The organism is Peribacillus sp. TH14, assembly GCF_016651145.1.
GTDB lineage: Bacteria > Bacillota > Bacilli > Bacillales > DSM-1321 > Peribacillus > Peribacillus butanolivorans.
Genome location: NZ_JAEKEK010000001.1, coordinates 1,861,911 through 1,885,466 on the forward strand (window position 1 = coordinate 1,861,911; position 23,556 = coordinate 1,885,466).

Annotated in this window: 17 protein-coding genes; all 17 read right to left on the reverse strand. The window is 36.9% G+C overall.

Annotation, left to right across the window (positions count from 1 at the left end; translation table 11 throughout):
* Positions 1-16 precede the first annotated feature (16 nt).
* On the reverse strand, positions 17-1,075 hold the full coding sequence (locus JFU50_RS08990) for an Mrp/NBP35 family ATP-binding protein (RefSeq protein ID WP_201188234.1): 1,059 nt from the start codon (positions 1,073-1,075) through the stop codon (positions 17-19).
* Between the two features lie 149 nt (positions 1,076-1,224).
* The gene (gene cwlD / locus JFU50_RS08995; RefSeq protein ID WP_201188232.1) at positions 1,225-1,941 is read right to left on the reverse strand and encodes an N-acetylmuramoyl-L-alanine amidase CwlD; all 717 of its coding nucleotides are present in this window, start codon (positions 1,939-1,941) and stop codon (positions 1,225-1,227) included.
* Between the two features lie 86 nt (positions 1,942-2,027).
* Positions 2,028-2,453: a DUF2521 family protein gene (locus tag JFU50_RS09000; RefSeq protein WP_201188230.1), complete on the reverse strand. Its 426-nt coding sequence runs from the start codon at positions 2,451-2,453 to the stop codon at positions 2,028-2,030.
* A gap of 438 nt (positions 2,454-2,891) precedes the next feature.
* Positions 2,892-3,437 carry a LysR substrate-binding domain-containing protein gene (locus JFU50_RS09005; RefSeq protein WP_242485473.1) on the reverse strand — a complete coding sequence of 182 codons (546 nt, stop codon included), beginning with the start codon at positions 3,435-3,437 and terminating at the stop codon, positions 2,892-2,894.
* A 653-nt stretch (positions 3,438-4,090) separates the two neighbouring features.
* Entirely contained in the window at positions 4,091-5,041 is a 951-nt protein-coding gene (gene manA / locus JFU50_RS09010; protein ID WP_201222449.1) for a mannose-6-phosphate isomerase, class I, read from the reverse strand.
* A 61-nt stretch (positions 5,042-5,102) separates the two neighbouring features.
* Positions 5,103-5,996: an ROK family protein gene (locus JFU50_RS09015; RefSeq protein WP_201222451.1), complete on the reverse strand. Its 894-nt coding sequence runs from the start codon at positions 5,994-5,996 to the stop codon at positions 5,103-5,105.
* 24 nt (positions 5,997-6,020) lie between these two features.
* Positions 6,021-6,920, reverse strand: coding sequence for an ROK family protein (locus JFU50_RS09020; RefSeq protein ID WP_201188223.1), 900 nt, complete (start codon positions 6,918-6,920; stop codon positions 6,021-6,023).
* Between the two features lie 61 nt (positions 6,921-6,981).
* Positions 6,982-8,388, reverse strand: a complete 1,407-nt coding sequence (locus tag JFU50_RS09025) for a glycoside hydrolase family 1 protein (protein WP_201222452.1) — start codon at positions 8,386-8,388, stop codon at positions 6,982-6,984.
* 75 nt (positions 8,389-8,463) lie between these two features.
* Positions 8,464-9,918 (reverse strand): ABC transporter substrate-binding protein, encoded by a 1,455-nt coding sequence (locus JFU50_RS09030; RefSeq protein ID WP_201188219.1) that lies wholly within the window; start codon positions 9,916-9,918, stop codon positions 8,464-8,466.
* A 39-nt stretch (positions 9,919-9,957) separates the two neighbouring features.
* The gene (locus JFU50_RS09035; RefSeq protein ID WP_053349095.1) at positions 9,958-10,812 is read right to left on the reverse strand and encodes a carbohydrate ABC transporter permease; all 855 of its coding nucleotides are present in this window, start codon (positions 10,810-10,812) and stop codon (positions 9,958-9,960) included.
* A 189-nt stretch (positions 10,813-11,001) separates the two neighbouring features.
* Entirely contained in the window at positions 11,002-11,886 is an 885-nt protein-coding gene (locus tag JFU50_RS09040; protein WP_053349096.1) for an ABC transporter permease, read from the reverse strand.
* Between the two features lie 255 nt (positions 11,887-12,141).
* Complete coding sequence (locus JFU50_RS09045) at positions 12,142-13,647, reverse strand: response regulator transcription factor (RefSeq protein WP_201188217.1); 1,506 nt, start codon at positions 13,645-13,647, stop codon at positions 12,142-12,144.
* 1 nt (position 13,648) lies between these two features.
* Complete coding sequence (locus JFU50_RS09050; protein ID WP_201188215.1) at positions 13,649-15,319, reverse strand: sensor histidine kinase; 1,671 nt, start codon at positions 15,317-15,319, stop codon at positions 13,649-13,651.
* Positions 15,320-15,623: 304 nt separating this feature from the next.
* A complete protein-coding gene (locus JFU50_RS09055; protein ID WP_201222454.1) occupies positions 15,624-18,758 on the reverse strand; it encodes an alpha-mannosidase in 3,135 nt (1,044 codons plus the stop codon).
* Positions 18,759-18,778: 20 nt separating this feature from the next.
* Positions 18,779-19,423 (reverse strand): YesL family protein, encoded by a 645-nt coding sequence (locus JFU50_RS09060; protein WP_201188212.1) that lies wholly within the window; start codon positions 19,421-19,423, stop codon positions 18,779-18,781.
* Between the two features lie 67 nt (positions 19,424-19,490).
* The gene (locus JFU50_RS09065; protein ID WP_207196239.1) at positions 19,491-22,148 is read right to left on the reverse strand and encodes an endo-beta-N-acetylglucosaminidase; all 2,658 of its coding nucleotides are present in this window, start codon (positions 22,146-22,148) and stop codon (positions 19,491-19,493) included.
* A gap of 75 nt (positions 22,149-22,223) precedes the next feature.
* A complete protein-coding gene (locus JFU50_RS09070) occupies positions 22,224-23,552 on the reverse strand; it encodes a glycoside hydrolase family 125 protein (protein ID WP_201188210.1) in 1,329 nt (442 codons plus the stop codon).
* Positions 23,553-23,556 lie beyond the last annotated feature (4 nt).

Here is a 23,556-nt window from a genome sequence, read left to right on the forward strand (position 1 = left end):
GAATCAGCCTTTATTTTTATTGCAACTTTTCAATGACTTTTTTAGCAATATCTTCATAAATTCTGCCTAATCTATGGTCTGCTGCGTAAATAGAAGGTGCAAAATCTTCTTCGTTCCAATCTGGCTGTTGCAAAGGAAGCTGCCCTAAGACTTCTGTACGTAGTTCATCTGCAAGCTTCGCACCGCCGCCTTTACCGAATACATATTCTTTTTCACCTGTCGTTTTACTCTCGAAGAACGACATGTTTTCAATGACACCAATGACTTCATGTTCAGTCTTGATGGCCATCGCGCCCGCTCTTGCTGCAACAAAGGCTGCAGTTGGATGCGGTGTCGTTACGATAATTTCCTTACATGAAGGTAGCATTGTATGCACGTCCAACGCAACATCGCCTGTACCCGGTGGTAAATCAAGGACTAAATAATCTAACTCTCCCCATTCTACCTCGTTAAAGAAACTGTTCAGCATCTTTCCTAGCATTGGCCCTCTCCAGATAATAGGCGCGTTATCTTCTACAAAGAATCCCATTGAGATAACCTGAACACCAAAACGTTCCACAGGAATAATTTTCTCCCCACGCACCACCGGCCTTTTTGTAATCCCCATCATATCTGGTACGCTAAAACCATAAATATCAGCGTCCACAAGTCCAACCTTTTTACCAAGTCGTGCAAGTGAAGTAGCAAAGTTCACTGAAATCGTTGATTTACCAACTCCGCCTTTACCACTAGCAATCGCAATAAATTGCGTCTTGCTATTCGGTCCAAGTAAACCTTGATCCACTTCATCCTGTGGTATATTTTCACGATGCTTGGATAACTCTTCTTCAGAAAGTTCTGTGAAACGAATCCCTACAGATTCTGCCCCGCCTTCTTTCAGCAAGTTTACCACTTCTGTTTGCATTTGCATTTGCTCGGCAGTCCCTGTTTTTGCAATGGCAAGCTTAACGCTTACATGATTTTTTTCAGGCTTTATTTTCACTTCAATGATTCCATTTGTTTCTTCAAGGCTTTTATGTAGAAAAGGGTCTTTAAGATCCTTTAATAAATTCAGTACTTTCTCTTCAGTTAACAAGTCGAGCACCCCTTTGAATTCGTTTTATTTTCCCATTTAAGTATACCATATCACTTAAATAAAGCTTATTATCTGCCCTTTAAATGAGCACATGACTTTTATCTCAATAATAAAAAGGCCTTGTACCATACAAGACCCGAACTAGAGAATCACTCTTCATCTGAAAGTTTTTCCTCTGTGAAATACCGTAAAATCCCCATATAAATCGAACTTGCAATCTTTTCTTGATACCCATCACTGATAAGGCGTTCCCTTTCCTCCGTATTAGAAAGAAAGCCAATTTCAACAAGCGCCCCTGGTTTCTTCGTATAATTCATCAAATACACATTATTAATCGTTTTTGCATCTCGCTTTGTATTTTCTAGGTTTCTTATGATTTCAGTCTGAATAAACTTTGCCACCTGTTCATTTTCCTCAAACCTTTTCGTATAAAATGTTTGAGCACCTTTTGATGATGCTGACGGAAAAGAATTTAAATGAATACTTAAAAATAAATCCGCTTCTGAATCATTAATCATTTCAACCCGATTTCGCAGGTCTTCCTGTTTTCGCTGACGGATCCCTTTTGTATCCCCCTGTGCCAGATCTTCATCTTTCTCACGAGTCATAATGACAAGGGCACCCTGTTCCTGTAAATAGTCCCTAACCTTTAACGAAACAGAAAGGGCAATTTCTTTTTCCATTACCTTTTGCACATTTGCCCCGCCATCCATTCCTCCATGTCCAGCATCCAAAACGATTACCTTACCTGCCAAGGGAAGGTTCCAGGAGTCCCAAGAATCATCTTCAACAAATTTGAAAGTTACAATTAAAAAAAGGATAAACAATCCCATCGCGATTCCTGTATATTTTAGCTTACTACGCATGAACGTTCTCCTTCCACAAGTCCCTATATCTAAAAGTATGGGACAAACCATGGAATTAGAACAAAGAATGGATACTTCACTCCTTCTTAGTGCAACTTCATTTTATATCGCTTTTCACCCGTCTTAAAGCCGTCCATCCACCATTCACCTACAAACCCTTCACAGCAATAAAACAAACCTTCATTGAAAGCGTTATTTGCCGTTACTTCCCGCCAATACAAAATAAAATTAAAAAGGGTATCAATCAAAAATTTCTCTTCCCTCCAGCACCGAGCCCTTACATCATCCTCCGACTCACCATAATAGCCAAACTTACTATAGTTAGCTCCCAATAAATAGGCCTCAATGGCAACATCAAAATAGCCTTCCTCCAACACCTCCATGAAATCCTGTCCAAAGTAACGCTGAATCCTCACCTTCATATCCTCGATTGAAAGTTCCCTAAGTAACCTTCGCTCAAACTTCAACTGCCTCTCCCTTTGCATCTCCTGTAAACCTAAAATCACAGCCATCATATCACCTCCGGGGTCAGACCCCATTTCCCAAATTATTTCCCAAGTAATATGTAGTTTTTGCGTTCTATCATGAACCATTCATTTATACAGTTGGCAATAATTAATGAGGATAGTTTTAGATATGTTTATAAACGCCAATAATATCAAAATTAACATTTGAAGACTGAAGTGGACGACTTGTACCTCAGACCTTATTTTTACGTTCTTTTGTTTAAAAGAAGCATGTAATAAGACTCCCCTTAGATTAAGGAGGCAATCCTCTACCATCCATGTTGAAAAAGGCAGGCAACACCGTCTTGGATGTAATGCCTGCCACCTTATTTTTATTAAGACTTTATAGATAGAAATATTTACTTACTTCATGTTTAAAAAAGCCAGAGGTGAATTCCCGGAAATCTATTGCAGCTTGAGAGAGATAGTGAGTTTTTTTCCATGCTATCCCAATCGTTCGTTTGCAATTCGGATAGGTGATTGGAATCTGAACGGTTTCGGCATTGATTGGCGTAATAAAGACAATTGAGGCGTGAATGAAACACCCATTCCCATTTCTACAAGTCGGAGTATTGCTCCTGCTTCTTCTAGTTCAATTGGGGTGTAAGGTTCAAAGCCCGCTTCCCTGCAATACTTATCCGTAACGTCCCGGAATCCGTACCCTGACGTTCTGCTGATGAAGGCCTCATTTGCTGCTTCCTGAAGAGCAATGGATTTTTGCTTTGCTAAGTGATGGCTTGGTGGTACCGATAAAAAAATCTCTTCTTCTAATAAGGGCATCCATTCAATGTCGTCTCCATAAATAGGACTCATTGAAATACAAAGGTCGACTTCGACATTCTCTAGTTGTTTTTTCATCCCAGTGGATGAAGCCAAATACTGGCTAATATGTACATTAGGGTTAAGTTTCAAAAATTCAGCGATTAATATAGGAAGAATATGAGGCAACGCAATAGAGACAGAGATCGACCTTTCTATTAATCCAGCCATGTCTTTCAATTGGCGTTCTCCTTCTTCTATATGAAGTATAACTATCCTCCGGTAACTTGCTTCTCGGGTTGCTTCTCGAGGCTATCCTTGCCACCGCGGGTCGCTCACTGCTAGCGTCGCTAAAACTCTTTTATAAGTCCCCTGTACTTCATTCATGCTTTCCACTACCTAACAATAGCTTTGTATTCTTAAAGGATCTTCAACTGGTTAATAAGTAATTCTATGTTTGAAAAATCCAGCATTTACTTTTACATTAAAGTTAACATTGGAATATTATCCCACCCAAGCATCATGATGTAAAGCCATTATATGTATCCCAACTTGAACAATGTCAGAATTTTCAGATTTATTTAATTGCATCATTAACTTCATCCGTTAGAAGTTCGGATAATTTAATATTTTTCCGTCGGTATCTTTTAAATAATGTTGATTCCAGCAGCCGCTTAAAAGAAGGACACAGATGCAAGCAAGATAGCAGAAGAAATTTGAATTTTTCATACTCACACAGCTCTCTGCAATTCTTTTTTCCGTGTATGACAGAAACCAATAAAAAGATAGATGGTAAAACTTACGTCTCTTTTTAAAGCTGGAACGTGGTGCAAAGTGAATCTATGTTTCTATTAATCGTTTTCCGCAACAGAGCCGGATGAGGTCTAAGTGTGTGATACAATAAGCTTCATATTCCCCTTTAAGATAAATTCACCATATTTATACGGCAAAATAAAATGAGCTCCTTTTCTTATTGTGTAACCTTCACTGCCTTTCAACAATCTTCCTTCCCCATCGATGATGCTTACAAGCATAAACGCTTGATTTTGCTGAAATGTCGCTTCTCCATTCACATCCCATTTATTAACAGAGAAAAAGTGATTTTGTACAAACTTTGTAACTTCTACACCTTCTCGCTTTTCTATTTTAGGAGCGATATTGGTATCAATATGAGGTGCATTAATGACGCCCATTGCTTTTTCTAAATGCAGCTCACGTTTACTCCCTTGATTATCTATACGGTCATAATCATAAACTCGGTATGTTGTATCTGAGCTTTGTTGTGTTTCTAACACCAACGTCCCATTACATAAGGCATGAACGGTTCCACTTGGTACGTAGAAAAAATCACCAGGTCTAATGGTAACTTTACGTAAAAACCTCTCCCAATTTCCACTTTGAATCATTTCTCGTACTTCTTCTTTTGTTTTAGCATGATGTCCAAACACTAATTCAGCATCTTGATCACAATCAATGATGTACCAACATTCCGTTTTACCGTACTCGCCATTTTCATGCTCGTTGGCATAATCATCATTTGGATGTACTTGTACAGACAATTCTTCATTCGCATCCAAAATCTTTATAAGAAGCGGAAATTTCTCACTCTTATAGTTTCCAAACAACTCATGGTGATTTTCCCATACTTCTTTTAATGATTTACCTTGAAACTTACCATTTTCAATAAGACTCAGGCCGTTTGGATGGGCAGAAATTGCCCAGCATTCTCCTGTAATTGCTGATGGGATTTCATAGCCAAAACGGTCATAAAGAGCTGTTCCACCCCAAATACGTTCTTGAAAAACCGGTTTTAAAAATAATGGTGTATCATTCATTTTTCTATTCCTTTCTTTATTAGTATAAGTAAAAGAGAATATCATTTTTGTAAAATACTCCCTATTTCCGATTCAAGAAATGAAATAAGGCTCCAATTAAGTTTGCATCGTTATCAAATTTACAAGCTTCAACCGTAATATCCAATGTAGAGATATCATCCTTCAATTGTGCCAATTTATTATTTATGCCTTCAATTACATCCGGTCGCTTGCTGATTCCCCCGCCAATTAGGATCTTGTTAGGATCTAGTACATACTTCAAATTATAGATTCCTATTGCCAGCTTCTTATATAGGTTGGCAATGCATTCATTCGCAATGGAGTCTCCTGCTTCCGCCAATCGAAATATTTCTTCTCCGTCCAACGTTCCCCTTACTAGAGATTTTCTCATTTCGACTTCTTCTACAAGTGAATTTGTCGATGCAACTTTGCTCCAAGTTGATTGTAGAGGGCTCTTACATGATTCTCCCATTATCATGTACCCAAACTCACCTCCGTGAAGGGTAGCTCCACGTAAAATAGATTGGTTAATCACAATTCCCCCGCCAATTCCTGTACCAATTACAATACAAATGTAGAAATCAGTTTCCTTCGCTGCACCTAACCAACCTTCTGCCAAAGCCGCGCAGTTTGCATCATTTTCAACTGACACCTCCAGACCTGTTCGTTCCTTTAGTAAGCTTGTCATGTTTACTCCATGTATAAAGGGAATTGCACTTGCCCCACCAATAAACCCTGTTTCCACGTCTACGGCACCGGGCGAACTTAAAGCGATACCTTGAATTTCAAATGACTCCGAATAATGTTTAACTATTTCGGTAATGTGATCTAAAAATATATCTAATCCTTCTTTAGGAGTTGGAATCTTCCCGCATTCCAGTTTCTTTGATTTGTCATCCATTACCGCATACTTTATATAAGTTCCGCCAAAATCAAACACCATGTAAGCTTTCATTGTCATCCCCTTCACTTACTGGAACTATGCTTGCTGTGTCAACAGAGCCGCGCCGATAACACCAGCTTTTGTTCCTAACGAGGCACATTCAATTTGTACCCTATTACGTAACTGTGGATATAAGTAATCATTTACTTTTTCAAGAAGAATCGGCATTATATACTCTCTTGATTGCATGACCCCCCCGCCTAACACAATCATGTGCGGGTCAATTGTATGAACAATATTGGAGATTCCTTTTGCCAAATAAGTTAGCATGGTATCAACTATCGCTTCCGCTTCTTGCTGGCCGTTCATCGCCAAAGTAAACACTTCTCCCGCATGTCCTGTTATACCTAACTTTTCTTTTCCGAGACGATGCACAGCTGTACCGCTTGCCAAAGATTCCAAAGAGCCAATATTCAGAATATAATGCGTTGGACCATCTCGATTAACCATCATGTTGCCAACTTCCCCCGCACAGAAATTAGCACCTTGAATCAACTGATTGCGATATACATATCCTCCGCCGATTCCTGTACTGATCGTCATATAAAAAACAGATTCTTTTCCTTTGCCTGCCCCAATCGTTGCTTCCGCTAAAGCAGCTGCGTTGGCATCATTATCGAGCACTACTTTTTTCTCTAAAGCTTTTTCTAACATTAGAGCTAAAGGAACCTCATCCCACCCAGGTAAATTGGGAGGGCTTAAAATAATACCTTGCTTTGAATCTAAAGGACCCGGAGCTCCGATTCCTATTGCTTCAATTTTTCTTTTCTGTAACAGCCCCTCGCATATTTTAATCATGTTATCGATGACATGATGTGGTCCTTTGTCACTTTCCGTTTTTACATTGACCTCTTCTATAAGTTTGCCTTCCAATGTCACAACGGCAATTCTCAAGTTTGTTCCACCCAAATCAATGCCAAGAAGATACTTGTCCATTCCCTTCACTTCCTTCGTGATATTCTGATAGAACAAATGCTTAGTAGCGCTCTTCTAATAATCAAAAACCGTTGTTTTCAGATAATTCTTTGTACCATTTACCTGATTTCTTGATTGTGCGCTTGAAGTTTCTATTTAAATCTACTTCTACTAGTCCGTATCGGTTCTTATATGAATTTAACCATGACCAGTTATCCATAAATGTCCATACATGATACCCTTTTACATTGGCACCTTCGTTTAGTGCTTTATGTATCCACTTTAAATGATCTTCGTAAAAGGTAATTCGATAATCATCCTGAATCATTCCACTCTCATCCTTAAAGCGTTCTTCTGCTTCAACTCCCATACCGCTTTCCGATATGAAACATTCAATATTCCCATAGTTTTCTTGGATGTTTTTTAAAATATCGTAGACACCCTTTTCATAAATCTCCCAGCCTCTGTATGGGTTCACCTTTTTCCCTGGCATGTCATAATTATCAAAGTACCGTTCTGGCATGAATGGAGCATTTGGATTTGGGATGTTTTCCTTCGCCTTAACTCTTCGTGGTTGGTAGTAATTAATCCCTAAAAGGTCAACTGTATTTTCACGAATAATATCCAAATCTTCAGTTAAATACTTAGGTAAAAAGTTTTCTACCCGCAACATGTCAATTAGTTTCTCAGGAAAAGTGCCTTTGACTGATGGATCTAGAAAGGAACGGTTAAATAGCAAATCCGCTTTTTCAGCAGCATCTAAGTCAGCAGGGTGATTACTCCTTGGATACGAGGGAGTAACATTCAGTATAATTCCAATTTTTCCTCCTAGCTCTTTATCATGGTATGCCTTAATTGCTTTTGCGGAGGCTAATACAGAATGGAACCCAACTTGAACAGCCTTTCCAAAATCACAAAATGCTGGATAATGATGTCCATATAAATAACCGCATTCAACAGGTACGATTGGCTCATTATGTGTGAACCATTTCATCACACGGTCTCCAAAGTTCTCAAAACAAGTAGACGCATATTCCACATACGCATCAACTACTGAGCGGCTTTCCCAACCACCCTCTTCTTGCATAGCCATAGGCATGTCAAAATGATAGAGATTCACAAAAGGCTCAATCTCATTTTCTAGTAAGGTGTTAATGACGGTATTATAAAAGTCAATCGCCTTTGGATTTATTTCTCCACGCCCCTTTGGAAACATGCGGGACCACGAGATAGAAAATCGAAAACTGTTATGTCCCGTTTCTTTCATGAGCTGAATATCGTCAATAAAATTCGTATAAAACAGTGAAGTGTTATTAGGTCCAATACCCTGGTAAAAACGATTCGGTTCTGTTTCATACCAGTAGTCCCATATATTCTTCCCTTTACCATCTGCCCCTGAAAATCCTTCCATTTGTGTTGCAGATGATGCAGATCCCCACCAAAAGTCTTTCGGAAACATGTAAATATTCTTTTCTACTTCTGTACTCATTTTCAATCCTGCCTTCCCTTAAAAGAAAGCAGTCGGAAAATTAAGTTTCCGACTTTGCCTCCTGAATGAGATCTATTAGTTATTTTTCTTCCACTCATCATATTGTTTTTGAATTTCTGCAAGCACTTTATCTAATCCAGCTTCTTTAAACTTCTTATTAGCCTTTGGTAGATATTCCTCAGGGTCAACACTGCCAGTTAATAGCGGAGGTGCATATTCATTCGCAACGTTTGCAATTGCTGCGATCTCTGTACGAACAGGATTTGTATCAAAATAGAAACCTAAGGTTGGTGCTTGAACAGAAGCATCATTGAATTTTTTGAACGCATCCCATTTATCTTCAGGATCATTTTCATATAACTTAAGAATGAAATGGTTTCCTAGAGAGTAACTTGGCATGTTGTAGCTTTCTACACGAGCTGGAAGGTCTTTAATTTTACCGTTATCGACCTCTTCATAATGCACACCTTCAATACCTCTATCAATTAAATTACGAAGGTATGGATCTGTATTTAATAGATTTAAGAACGCCATAGCCTTCTCTGGATGTTTGGAAGTTGCTGAGATAGCTTGAATAGCCCCTGTTACAGAGTTGTTAAATGTAATCGGATCATGCATTGGTTGAACGGCTACATTATAACCTGCAGAACGAGACCATATTAATTCCGCATATGGCTGGTACATTTCTTTACGTACGAACCAGTTTTGTACCTCTAACGGCCATGGATCTGTACTTGTTGCTGCATCCGCTTTTATATAACCAGCTTTATAGAATTCGTGCATTGTTTTTAACGTTTCCATCATAATATCTGATTCAAAGATATTAACTACCTTTCCTTTATCTCCTTCTAGAGGAAACGCAAACGGCAATTCATCTTCTAATACATAATCAAATGGTAAATACGGTTTGAAAGTTGCAATTGGTGTAAAGTCTGGCTCATTTTCTTTAACTGTCTGCAATAAAGGTTTCAAGTCTTCTAAAGAGTTAATGCTTGAAATATCCATATTGTATTTATCGACTATATCCTTATTAAATACGTACACACTTTGCTGACCTACTTCTTTGTTAGAAGGAATACCGTAAAGCTTTCCATCAATTTTAGCCCCTTCTAAGTACGCTGGATCAATTGTTGCTTTTAATTCTTTTCCATGTGTGTCAAGAAGTTCATTTAGGTCTTTAAATGCTCCTTTTTGTGCATTTAACACATAGTTTCCACCTGCAGTATAGGCAATATCAAATGATTCACCTGAAGCAATCATAACTTGCATTTTTTGATCATAATCGCCCCAGTCAATTTGTCTCATTTTAACGGTTGCGTTAATTTTCTCTTTCGTGTATTTACTTACTTCCTCCATTACTTTATCGACATCTTTTTGAGGTGTCCCAATCGTGTACCACGTAATTTCATAAGGTTTTTCTTCACCAGCTTTACTTCCGCTCGTTTTATCTGAATTCCCTCCACTACATGCAGCTAAAAATGTAGATAAACTTAATAAGAGTACTAGAATAATAGCTAACTTCTTATTCATTTTAACTCCCCCCTTTTATTTGTTTATTTCAAAAAGCAATTATTCCTTAACCCCACCGATTGTCAATCCACTAACAAAGTATTTTTGGAAAAATGGATATGCAATTGCTATTGGCAAAGTTGAAATAACAACCATTGCCATTTTTGCAGCATCTTGAGGTATTGCACTTAATAAATCATTTTGTATACCGCCTGCTAACGAATTTTGCCTTAAAAATTCTATGTTGTTTTCAATTTTCATCAGCATTGATTGCAGTGGCACCAAGTGCGGTTCATCAATGAACAACAGTGCATTAAACCAATCATTCCAGTAACCCAATGTACTAAAAAGGGCAATAGTTGCAAGACCTGGTAATGAAAGTGGAGCAACAATTTTGACAAAGATTCGTAATTCACTTGCTCCATCAATTCTAGCCGATTCCAAAATGGATTCAGGTACAGACCTTTGGAAAAAGGTTCTCATAATTAGAATGTAGAATGCATTCATTGCAAGTGGTAATATCAATGCCCAAATAGAGTTACGTAGATGTAAAAACTGTGTTGCTACTATATAGAAAGGAATTAGTCCTCCACTAAAAAGCATTGTAAAGAATGCAATAAAAGTAAAGAAACCGCGATATTTGAATTGCTTTCTAGAAATAGCGTAGGCATATAAAGAAATCATTATTACACTGACAAGTGTACCAAGCACCGTTACTACAATCGTTATAGTATAAGATTGAAGTAATTGATCCTTCATTTGCCACAAGTATCGATATGCTTCAAAACTCCATATTTCAGGTAGAAGCTGATATCCATTTCGCGCTAAGGTTTTTTCATCAGTTAAAGAGATGACGATTACATATAGAAATGGAAAGATACACATTATAGAAAATGACCCTAACAAAATGTTCATTAAAAGATTAGGAAACCCACTTAGACCATGTGGTGTGTACTTTTTCTTACGCTTACTTTTTTTGTTTGGTTGATTCACTTGGTTTTGAGCATTCCCTTTATTTAATGGAGTAGGTTGAGAGCTATTTTGATTTGTTATCATTGTATTTTGCCACAAAACTGCGGCCACCCTCCTTTCTCTCTCGTTTTTTTAAAATAGGGCATATTCTTTATCAACCTTCTGAACAAGATAATTTGTCAGCATTACTAATGCAAATCCAACAATTGATTGGTAAAGACCAGCGGCAGTACTCATACTAATGTCCCCCATTGTCGTTATCCCTCGGTATACATAAGTATCTATAACGTTTGTTACTGAATATAACGGACCTGAATCACGAGGAACCTGAAAAAACAGACCAAAGTCTGCACTAAAAATTCTACCAACGTTTAAAATGGTTAAAATAACAATGAGCGGTGTTATCATCGGAATCGTAATATTACGAATTTGTTGCCACTTATTTGCACCATCTATCATAGCGGCTTCGTAATAGTTTTTATCAATCCCAACTATAGCTGCTAAATAAACAATACTTCCATAACCAACGCCCTTCCACATACTTGTTAGAACGATAATAACAGGCCAATATTTTGCTTCGTTATACCACGATATAGGGTCTTCTACTCCAAACCATAGAAGTATATTATTAAGTAGACCTCTATCCACGCTTAGAAACGTGAATACGAAATAACTAACAACAACCCATGATAAAAAGTGTGGAAACAGCATTCCTGTTTGGTAAATTTTAGACAATCTCTTATTTGCGAGCTCACTTAGAACAATTGCCACAAACACTGCTAATATAAGCCCAACAACGATAAAGACTAAATTATATAGAACCGTATTTCTTGTAATGATCCAGGCGTCATTTGTATTAAATAAAAACTTGAAGTTTTCAAAGGCAACCCACTCACTATTTAGGATACTTGCAAAAAAACCATTCGGATCATATCGGAAATTTTTAAAGGCAATGACAGTTCCAAACATCGGAAGATATGAAAATAACAATAGCCAAATGGTTCCTGGTAAAACCATGAGGAGCCACACACGATTCTTATAAACATCTTGGAAAAAACTCTTGATACGATTCACAAAGCCCCTCCTCCCTTATATTGAAAACCCTTACATCTCTATATTAAGAAAAAGTAAAAAATGTATAAAGTTAACAATATTAAGATTTACTGTACTTATTAAACATTCGATAGTTAATACAGCATTTTTCATCATTTTTTGATTCTTTTAGGATCAGAGACGCTCCTCAAAACAAAAAAAATCCCGAATAACGGGATATCAAGATTTGATATTCATTGTTCTCCATGCTGATGGTGTAATCCCCACCGCCTTCTTAAACTGTTTATAAAAATAAGCAGAATCCGAATAGCCAACTTGTTTTCCAATTATTCCAGCCTTTAAATGTGTCCCTCTCAACAATTGCTTTGCTTTTTCGAGTCTTAAATGATTAATATACTCAGAGAAAACTAAGCCAGTTTCTTTCTGGAAAAGTTGTCCTAAGTAAATCGAATTTATATGAAATTTATAGCTTAATGTTTTCAAAGAAAGTTCCTCATAAAAATGTTCTTGAATATATTGCACCACGCTTTGAATAATAGGACTTCGATGCTCCGGCTTTTGTTCCAATGTTCTAAAAATTCCTTCGATAAAATCAATAAGAATGTCAACTAAAATTCCAATTGAATAGGCCTCTAAGATTCGCTTTACAATACCTACTGTTTGATCATTTGCATGTGATGATACATCTTTTTGGATAGACGTAACTATTTCAATAGCGAACCCTCTAATAATAGTTGGAGCAACCTTTTTAGTAGATTTATTAATCTCATCGAAGGCACCTTTGATCCACAAAAACGCCTTTTCCTGTTCTGAGCCAACAATATATCTCTTTAGATCATCCAATTCATTCGAAGTAGAAAGGCTTGCTTGCGTATACTGCTTTGTTAATTCATCTGTTATGAGTCCACTTTCTTTGAGTACTAATCGATAGCTAGATAACTCTTTTGCACGTTGATAGCTCTTATACAATTCACTTGTGGAGCAAACAAATGATCCAACATTAATATGATACTTTCCAGAAACATATCCAGCAAATAGCATGTTCAATTCATCTAGTTTTTTCTTAAGGCCATCTTCACAATTAAACGAAACTAAAAGGATAAGTTCGCCATCTGGATTAATAATACAGACAGACTGAAATAACTCCTCTACTCTTTTTCTAAAAAAGGAAGAGTTTTCATGTTCGCCATCTGATATTTGCATTAAAACAACAGCTAGATTCTGACCATCGAACTCCAAACTATACAACTCTACTCTTTCACGCCATTCTTTTGCATCGATGTCTTGATTAAGACATCGCCAAATCGTATTATCTCTTAAAATAGTATAGGCTTCCTCATTATTTGTAGATTTCTCAAGTTTCTCTATACTATTTTCCAATGTTGAAATGAGTTCTTGCTCATTGACAGGCTTTAAAAGATAATTTTCGATTCCTAGCTTCATACCCTTTTTCACATATTCAAATTCTTCGTATCCAGATAAAACGATATATTTTGTATTAGGATGACGTTCTTTCAACGTACTAATTAACTCTAATCCATCCATTATGGGCATCATTATATCAGTTAATAATATATCAACATGACACGTTTCTAACTTTTTAATAGCCTCACTACCATTAGAAGCTTCACCAACAACTTTTAGTCCATAATCTTCCCAAGGTACCAATGCTCTCATGCCTTCAATAATAAATGGTTCATCATCTACTAAAAATACGTTATACATGTTATATCTGTTCCCTCCTAGCTGCTGGAATTCTAACTTCTACAATAGTTTCTTCTCCTTCATTACTACTAATCTGAATTCCATAATTTTGTCCGTATTTTAATTGTATTCTTTGATGAACATTACTCAGCCCGATTGAGCCCTCTGAGGTGGTAGTTCCTTCTAATAATTTAGTTTGAATAGCCAATAGTTTATCTATTGGAATACCTCTCCCATTGTCTTTTATTATTATTTCTATTTCCCGATGAATTCTTTGAACTTTTATTAGTAATTCATTATTATTTGTTTCTTTTCGGAAGCCATGAATCAAATAATTTTCAATAAGGGGTTGAAGGGTAAATTTGAGAATTTTTTCGTCTAAACAATTTTCTGGAATCTCGTACGTTACGTGTAAGCGGTTAGAATATCTAATCTGATTTAGACCTATATACTCCTTAACATGTTGGATTTCATCAGAAATTTGAACGATTTCTTTACTACTTAAAGAATAACGAAATAATTGTCCTAAACTATAAATCATATTACTAGTTGGTTTAGATCCGTCAGCTATAGCTTTCATGCGAATAGCTTCCAATGTATTATATAGAAAATGCGGCTGAATTTGTGACTGAAGCGCTTTCATTTCAGCCTCTCTTTGGCGGATATTTAAAACATATACATCTTTAATATACATGTTTAGATCATCTAACATATCATTGAAACTTTCTGATATGGCTGTTAACTCGTCTTTTTCTCTACTATCAGGTATTCTAATTTGCAAGTTTCCATCTCGAACTTCGTGAATGGCAGTTTCTATTTTATTAATTCTTCTAGAATAAGATCTCATCGCAAAATAGGTTACAGCAATTGCTATACAGGAAAGTAAAACTGTAGATAATAACATATACCTATGAACAATCGTTATTTTCTTAATATCATCCTCAGGCATGAAACCTACATATAAGTAGCCCCTGTGGTCATCAGCCAATGTATTAATATAGTAGTTTTTTCCCTTCCACTTTATTTTCTTAAAGCTCGTTTCAAATGATATATCTTTCAATGGTACTGGAATGGTACCATCGTCTGACGAGTAAAGATAATCCCCATTACGTTGAAAAATATGAACTGTTCCTTTAAATTGGGATTTCCTCAAACGAATCAAATCTTGAATTCCCGCTGTATCATAAAAAACCGTCAGATCCCCTAATTTCTTAAGGGTCGCAGGATCATTAATGGAACGAGATATTTGAATATTGTTGAAGATACTCCTTTCTTGCTCCCACTCAACTTGCTTAAGTTGCAAGTCTTGAGGATGAACAGCTATATCTTCCTGAGTCCCTTTCTTTTGCTCTCTCCTATCCATATATTTATTCCATCTATAGTGGCTATTTATATATTCATACTCTGTACCGGGGCTTGCACTTTTTAAACGCACTGCATTGATATCAGGGTCTTGACTAAAATACGCTTGGAAAAATGTATTAAGGTTGTTCGGAATAAATGAAGAGTTTTCACTGTACTTATCTAGTCGATACGCAAGATATGAATCATAATCATGCTGTAATGCAAATGCAATATCATTATAAATCAGATCTGTTTTTAAATATAATTCTTGCATAACATATTGTACATGCTCATCTTTTTGCTGGAGATAAGATTCGACCCTTTCTAGTGTTTCTGTACTTGCGTCCATTTCTTTCTGAATAATAACTTCTGTATAATAGCGTGATAATACAAGTAGTAATAGAAACATTGTAAGAAGGATTGTTACGGAATAAGTGATTAAAATTTTGCTAAACACCTTATTCGTTAGCCGCCTCCTTATTATATTACTCAAGAACATCCTTTATATCCTCCCATGATGACTTACTAACTCAAGAACATCCCTTATATCCTTCCCTGCAGATTTACTAACTCAACTACTATTTTACTGTATTTCCTGCCGGAAAGTGAAGTTGATTCACTGCCCGACAGTGGGATAAATAGTTTATAATGTATTATCTTATTTCATCATGAAAATAGACTAGTATTGTTTTAATTTCATACGGTTTTATTTCTAAGTCGATTTGTTCGGTTTGTTTCTTGCTATCAACTTGTTCCATCAAGTTTGTTTCATACCATTCTTTAACGTTTCTTGGGAATTCAATCAAGACATTTCCGCGTCGCCCTTCATACTCATGAAGGCGAATAATTACTGCGTCATCACCCTCTTTTTTCTTTATCGCATCGACCTTAACATGATCGTTATTCAGATTCATAAACGAGCTTTCTTCTGGTGAAAATCCACCTTTTACTACTTTCAATTGATTATTTAAAAACCAAGCTTGCTTTACTGTTTGCCCAACTCTCCAATCTCCCTGATGAGGTAGCAGTGAATACGTAAACTCGTGTTCTCCTTGATCTGCGGTTGGATCAGGGTAGATTGCTGCTTTTAGCAAGGATAAGCGAATCGTTTGGTCCTTAATGTCATACCCGTATTTGCAATCATTTAACAAACTCACTCCGTACCCTGTTTCAGAAAGGTCTGCCCACTGATGTCCAACTGTTTCAAATCGTGCCATATCCCAGCTCGTATTCCAATGTGTCGGTCTCTTAACATTACCAAATTGAATATCATAAGTTGCTTCGGTAGAACGAATATCAATTGGGAATGCTACCTTCATTAACTTACGTTGCTCATGCCAATCCACTTTTGTTTTAAAATCAATACGTCTATTTTGAGCATAGAAAATCATATCTTGTTCAACCAAAGAATTTTGATACTTCCATTTCGTCCGGATGACAATACGAAGCGGACCATTTTCAACAACTTCACTTGATACTACATCACGGATTTCCTCCATTTTTTCTTGGTAATACAAATCAATATCCCACGCATCGTGTGCTAATGGTTTATCTTCAAAAATTTGAATGGTGTTTCCTTTTTCCTGTTGTGCTATTACTTCACGCCTAGCTTCCTTATCAAATATACGAGTCAGTTGCAGGGAGTTATTCCATTCAACTTGATAAAAAGGTGTTTCTAACAACATTCCCTTAATAAGAAATGGTGTTTTATTTTCTACCATAGGATCTTGTTTGAATTGAATTTCTACTGCACCAAATTGTTTGGTCTCCTCTAATTCAACTAACCAACCATTTTCAGTTCGTTGGCTATTTAGAATTTCACCTGAACCTGATGTCCATCCTCCAACCACATCATTCGTTTGATCGTATGGGATGAATACACTTTGTTGATCTTGCCAACTAGTTGCATTGAAGACTGTATACGTTCCATGCTTAGGTTCAATAAACTCATTGAAATTATTCTGATCAATTTCGAGTTGTATATCTTCTGCTTGTTTATATTCCACTTTTGCATCTTCATATACTTCCTTAATGGATGAACCAGGAATAATATCATGGAATTGATTTCGCAAAATAATCTTCCAACCTTCATCAAGCTGTTGCTTAGGATATTTCGCCCATGAAGACATTAGAGAGTTCCACACAGACAACCATTCCGACTCCCTATAACTCAACTCGAGTTTACGATTCATTCGTTTTGTATATGCTTGACTTGTATAGGTCCCCCTGTGGTATTCAAGGTACAATTCACCGTCCCAAGTGTGGACATACTCATTTGAATTCTCAATATTTTCGTGTAACTTTTGGAAGTACTCTCCAGCTTTTGTCGTTTTTACTTTTGGCAGTCCTGGCATATTCTCAAATCTGCGACGAAGCTCTATCATCTCTCGATTGACTCCTCCACCCCCATCACCATACCCATAGGAAAGAAGTAAATCTTGGTTAACATCTTTATTCCGGTATGAATTCCATGTACCGTTTACAGTCTTTGCGGTAATCAGCCCATTATATGTATAAAACCATGAATCTTCCGAATTCCAAGGTTCAGGAGTGGTTACAAAATGAGTTAGGATTTCTGTCCCATCAATTCCACGCCATTTAAAAGTATCATTTGGCATACGATTGTACTGATTCCAACTTATTTTAGTGGTCATAAATGTATCGATTCCTGACTTTTTCAAAATTTGTGGAAGTGCCCAGCAATACCCAAATACATCTGGCAGCCATAGATACTTGCAATCTACCTCAAATTCCCTTTTAAAGAATTCCTTCCCGTACAAAATTTGTCTCACTAGTGATTCCCCGCTTGGAATATTACAATCTGCTTCTAACCACATTGCACCCTCAGTTTCCCAACGACCTTCTTTTACACGCTTTTTAATATTTTCATAGATTTCTGGGTAGTCTTCTTTAATATATTCATATAACTGTGGCTGTGTTTGGAGAAAATAATATTCAGGATATTGTTCCATTAATCTTAAAACAGTAGAAAAAGATCGAGCAGCCTTTTCACGTGTATGTTTTAAACGCCATAGCCATGCAACATCAATATGTGTATGACCAACACAATGAATGGTCACAGGATGATGTTTTTCGATTTCGTTAAGACTTTTATTTAATTCCACACTAGCAATCTCACAACTACTAAAAAATGCTTCATTACCTGGTTTACTCCAATTTATTTTCATAAAAGCTTGATTCAACGCTTTTATAATTGCATGTTTTTCTGGTCGGTCATCACCAAGTTCTTTAATTGTTTGCCACGCTGCTAGGGATGTATAATATAAATCATCTACAGCCTCGTCTAACCAAGCCAATTGGGCCATCTCAAGTGTATAAATTTGCTCCTTTGGCTCTCCACCACCTTCAAGTCCAGACCAAAGTCTGAAATCTAATTGAACAGTGTTTCCTATTTCGGTTGGTGGAAAAAATACTTCCTGATGGTTAGAATCAACACCTTGGTATGGATTCCCATTTAAGAATAATAATGATTCAAATCCAGAATTATTTCCTCCGCCTGTACGTCCAAAGTCAAATAAACCAACTACTTTTCTATTTGCCCATTCCGTCGGAAGTTGAACATCTGCATGTAGCCAAAGATACCGGTCTCGCCCCGTCCATTGGTCTCTTAGTTGTAAAGTCGATTCACCCTTTTCTATAGGAGGATATGTGCCTACTACACCCTCATCCTCAATCGTACTAAACTGACCAATCTCAATTCCATCACGATAGCGGTACTGCGCCAATTCTTGTATTCTTGCTTCTAGCTTTCTTTCTACTAAAAACATATAAATCCCCCATTTTTATATTAATTTATACTTTCCTCGATCTTCATATGTTCATTTACTTGTGATTGCTGTTGTTCTAGAGTTTTAAACCTTTTTATACAAACATTCATAATCCAATATGCAGGTAGTACACCTGAAATAAATGGTATAAGTCCCGGCATATTCGTGATTAAATAGCCAATAAAAAACAAACCAATACAAATCATTAATGTAGAAAAAGGACTAATAAGTGAAATAATAAATGATTGTTTTATGTAATCCTTTATTGAGTAATGATAATGTACATACAGAGGGAAAAAGTGAACAATAGCATTCAAATATAAAAGAATGATAAAGCTAATAAAGACATAAAGAATAACGGAAAACGTTCCTTCCATGCTTTCAGCAATTCTTAAATCGACATATAAAAAAAAGCCAATTACTGCATAAATCAGCCCAATACAATTTGAACGGACAAACTCTTTTTTAAAGGTTTCTTTAAATGTTTTCAATAAGGAAACATCCAGGTCCTTCATCTTCCACTTTCGTGTAACAGCAAATAAAGCAACAGTCGCCGGCATAATCCCAAAAACACCTAATCCAGCTACAATAAATACAAACCAAAGAATATTCGTCCATACTAACCTAACGATCCATTCACTTACTTCTTGTAACATTCTCCCCATGTTTTTCATCCCCTACCAATATGATAAAAGGAAAGGGGGAAAAACCCCTTTCCGATTATCATATTACTTAATATCCATATGCTTCGACTTCAAATATTCTAATTGCTTGATCTCCACCTTGAGTTGGTTGTTGGACAGAAAAGCGAATATATCGAGCTTCTGTCGTTGTAATGGCATGTTCTGAGATAGCATCTGTATTATTTGTGACAGTTACTGCGTTCGTCCAATTTTCACCGTCAAGACTTACCTCGATCGTGAATGCCCTCGTATTAAAGGCGGCTGGCTCTCCACCCGCTTCAGCATGTTTGACAACAAACTTTGATAGATGAAACGCCTCACCGAAATCGACTTCTAACCAATGATTTGCACCAATTGCACACCATTTACTATTATTCGTCACGATTCCATCAATCGCGTACTTTGGTCCTTCAGAAGGGGCGCATTGTCCACTAGCAGTTGCAGTTTTGTCCAGTGCAACGTTAGTAATGTTTTTTGCATCCTTTGAAATTGTAATAAATCCCTCTTTTGTAAGGACATCCTCCCCTTCGCTATTTTTAGCGATTAGGGTAACTGAGTACACTCCTTCTTCTTCATACCTTACAACTGGATTTTTCTCAGTACTTACTAAAGGTGTACCACCTTCAATCTGCCATTCAACTTCTTCTGTCGCTTCAGATGAATTGTTGAAAAATTGGATTTCTTCACCTGGTGCTGCGACTGTTTGACTTACGCTAAAGTCTGCCTTTGGTTGTGGGTATGCAGGCCATTTAAACATTACCTTCGCAGCTTTACCTCGAACAAAATCAGTAGTTACAGCTACGATTTCTAGGGTAGTTGCTGTTTCCTTACCACTTCTTCGTAAATTCGAAATGTAGTATGCATCGTTTGGAACTGCTCCGATAAATTCTTTTTTACCTTTAGGAAGGTCGCGATAAATTTCATAATGCTGAATATCACCTTCCACTGACTCCCATGATAAATCTAAATCAGCATATAGTCCCTTCGAGAAAGTTGGATTTTTCACCTTAGCTTTCGTTGGTATAGCTGGGACCTCTTTATCGTTATGTTTATTTGTAACTTTAATTTCTCCGATGTTGATTTGATAATCTTTTATTGCATCATCACTCTCGAAGAATAGAGAAATAGTTGCAATTTTTTTTCCCTTATATTTGTTTAATTTAAATGTTTCTTCCATCCATTGATCTCGACTCTTTTTCTTCACATCAAAAAACACAAAATCATCGGGTTGATCCACAAAGCTTACACCAAGCTTCATGTTAGGCTTTTTCACATCAGTTTTGTAAGTTACAGAAATCTCAGTATCCTTTTCAACTGGTAGATTCGTTTTATAAAGCTTCACATGTGTCGCATTTTTTTTCGTTAGGTTACCATAAACCTTCAAAGAGCTACCACCGTAAAATGCTGTATCCCAATCGAAATCAACATTTAGAGGCTCCCCTTTGCTATCCTTTAACCAGCGCCATGTTGGTAAAATATCTTGTAAACTACGGTTATTCCATTCTTTTATACTTTGTGTAGAACCACCTACTGCAAAGAATTTCCCACTACCTGTATTAAAATGTGTTACAAACGGAAGCTCTTGAATTACCGTTTTTGCAGTAAAATAGTGAGCCATCCCTTTCCAGTTTCCATTTTCACCAGTCTTGCGAGGATCCCCAGCTTTTCCAGTCCAGAATTCTTGTTCTTTCTGATAGAACGCTTCCATTGTTTCAGTTGTTTTAAAAGCCCAGTCTGGACGGTAAATCCCTAAGGAAGTCAAAGGTTTTTGTCCTTCTGGGAAAATGCCATTCCAAGGAATGTTTGTCTTAGTTCCATTTGCTTCTACATCAATGCCAGTATATAGGTCATATGGACTTCTACCAATTTCCAATGCCTTATCATGAGAAGATTGTTGATTCGTCCACCAGAAATTTAAAAACATACTGTCGGAAATTCTGTCATTACCATCTTGTAAGAACATTTTATTACGATCTGTTAAGTGATTTTGCCAGTTAATTGATCCGTTTTCTACCATTGAGTCATACCACATAATGTGCATGTCTTCTTGCTTATTGCCTTGTAGATATTTTAAAAACTTTTTCGTTTTTTGTGCAGTCTCATTATTTCCACCTGCTGTTTCTTGGTTGATAAACCAGCCGTCAAATCCGTAATATTTAGCAACCTCTAAAAGTTTGTCAGCAGCAGGAAATGACCCATCCTCACGCTGTGTAAGCATTTGGTCTACCCATTTCGCTTGTCCTCCGTACGTTATTGGAGGAAAGAAAATAGTACCTAAGATTGGAACGCCATTTTTATGAGAAGCATCAATCACATCAGCGCTTGGAGGAGTAATAATTCCTTCTCCAGCAGAACCCGCCCAATACACCATTAAATCAACGTACTGCCAGTAGCTAAATGTATTTGCAAAAAATTTATTTCCGCCTTGAGATGGAACCCCGCTTGTGTTGGAATTTAATGCCGATAATGCAACCAATTTAGCTTCTGACTGAGATGTTTCATTCACATTGAAAACAACTTCTCTATCAGCTAATGGAACAGTACTTTTGTTATATACAGCATCAGAATCATTTTCTGGACTCCACTTTAATAATGTTTCAGGATACCAATAAGATGATTCCGGCTGTTTTGCAAAACCCGTAATCGGAAGTACACAAACTAAAAGCAAACCTAAGAACGCAGTGACAAGACCATAGCTTATTTTCAACAAATTCCCACCCCTGTTAGTAAGATCATTTTATCCATCCTCTGTAACAACCAAGATGCGGTACTGTGTCTTAACTTAGATATTGTTTTCTTGTAGCTTTTTATAAAGCGGACTACCTTTAACTGCAAAACCACATAAACTTAATACAAATTCACTAAACATCGAATTCGCCCATGAGAACCACTCTCTCGTAAATTCTTCTGGTTGGTCTGAATTAAAGCCCTCATGCATAAATCCAGTTCCGCCATCCGATTGCTTCATCTCTTCCAAAATTCTCTTTTTATCAGAAGCATCTGTAGATGTCATCCCCTCAATTGCTAATGCAATATGCCATATATAATGATCGGGTGTATGAGGACTCCCAATTCCATTGGCCACTTTTCCTTCATAAAAGTAAGGATTATCTCTACTTAATAAAAAGCCGCGAGTATTCTGATAGGTTTTATCATCAAATTGGCACCAGCCCAGATAGGGAGCCGCTAGTAAACTAGGGATGTTCGCATCATCCATAAGATGATATCTTCCCATTCCATCCGTTTCATAGACATATAAATCTCCATAAATCGGATGTTCTAACACTGCATATTCTTCTATTCCTGCTTTTATCTCAGAAGCTAGTTGCTCACATTGCTTTGCAAGACTTTCATCCTTTAAAACTTCTCTACAAATCTCTGATGCATAACCTAGCACTACTACCGCAAACATATTTGCAGGTACTAAATAACCATATAAACAAGCATCATCACTTGGTCTAAATCCACTCCAAGTCATTCCTGTTCTCACAGTTTTAGATCCTTTCCCATCCCTGTTCAGAGTATCTGATTGTCTTACATCCATTCTTTCAAAGCTATATGGTGATTCATCCTCATGATTTTGTTCCACTTTCCAGACATGCAAAATCTTGTTCAATGCTTTTACAAATGTGTCATCAAAGTAGGACGTTCTTCCAGTTGATTTCCACAAAAGATAAGAAAGCTGAATTGGATAGCAAAGTGAGTCAATTTCATATTTACGTTCCCATGTCATTGGGGACATATCAGTTTTATCATCTTGATGGCCTTTTCCATTAGCGGTTTCATTGAATGCATTTGCATATGGGTCATGAACGATATAGCTCATTTGACGACGAACAACACCTTCAATTAATTTCGCCATTTCTTCGTCCTTTTCAGCAGCAAGTAAATATGGACGTACTTGGGCAGCTGAATCTCTTAACCACATAGCTGGTATATCACCTGTAATGACAAATGTTGTTCCATCTTCTTGTGGCTTTAGTGTTGTTTCATACGTATTAACAAAACATTGTTCAAACATCTCATGAAGCTTTTTATCTTCAGGGAAATTCTTCTTCACCTTTTCGATTAAATAAGATAGTGATTGTGGGATTGTTTTCTCAGTGTTCATTACC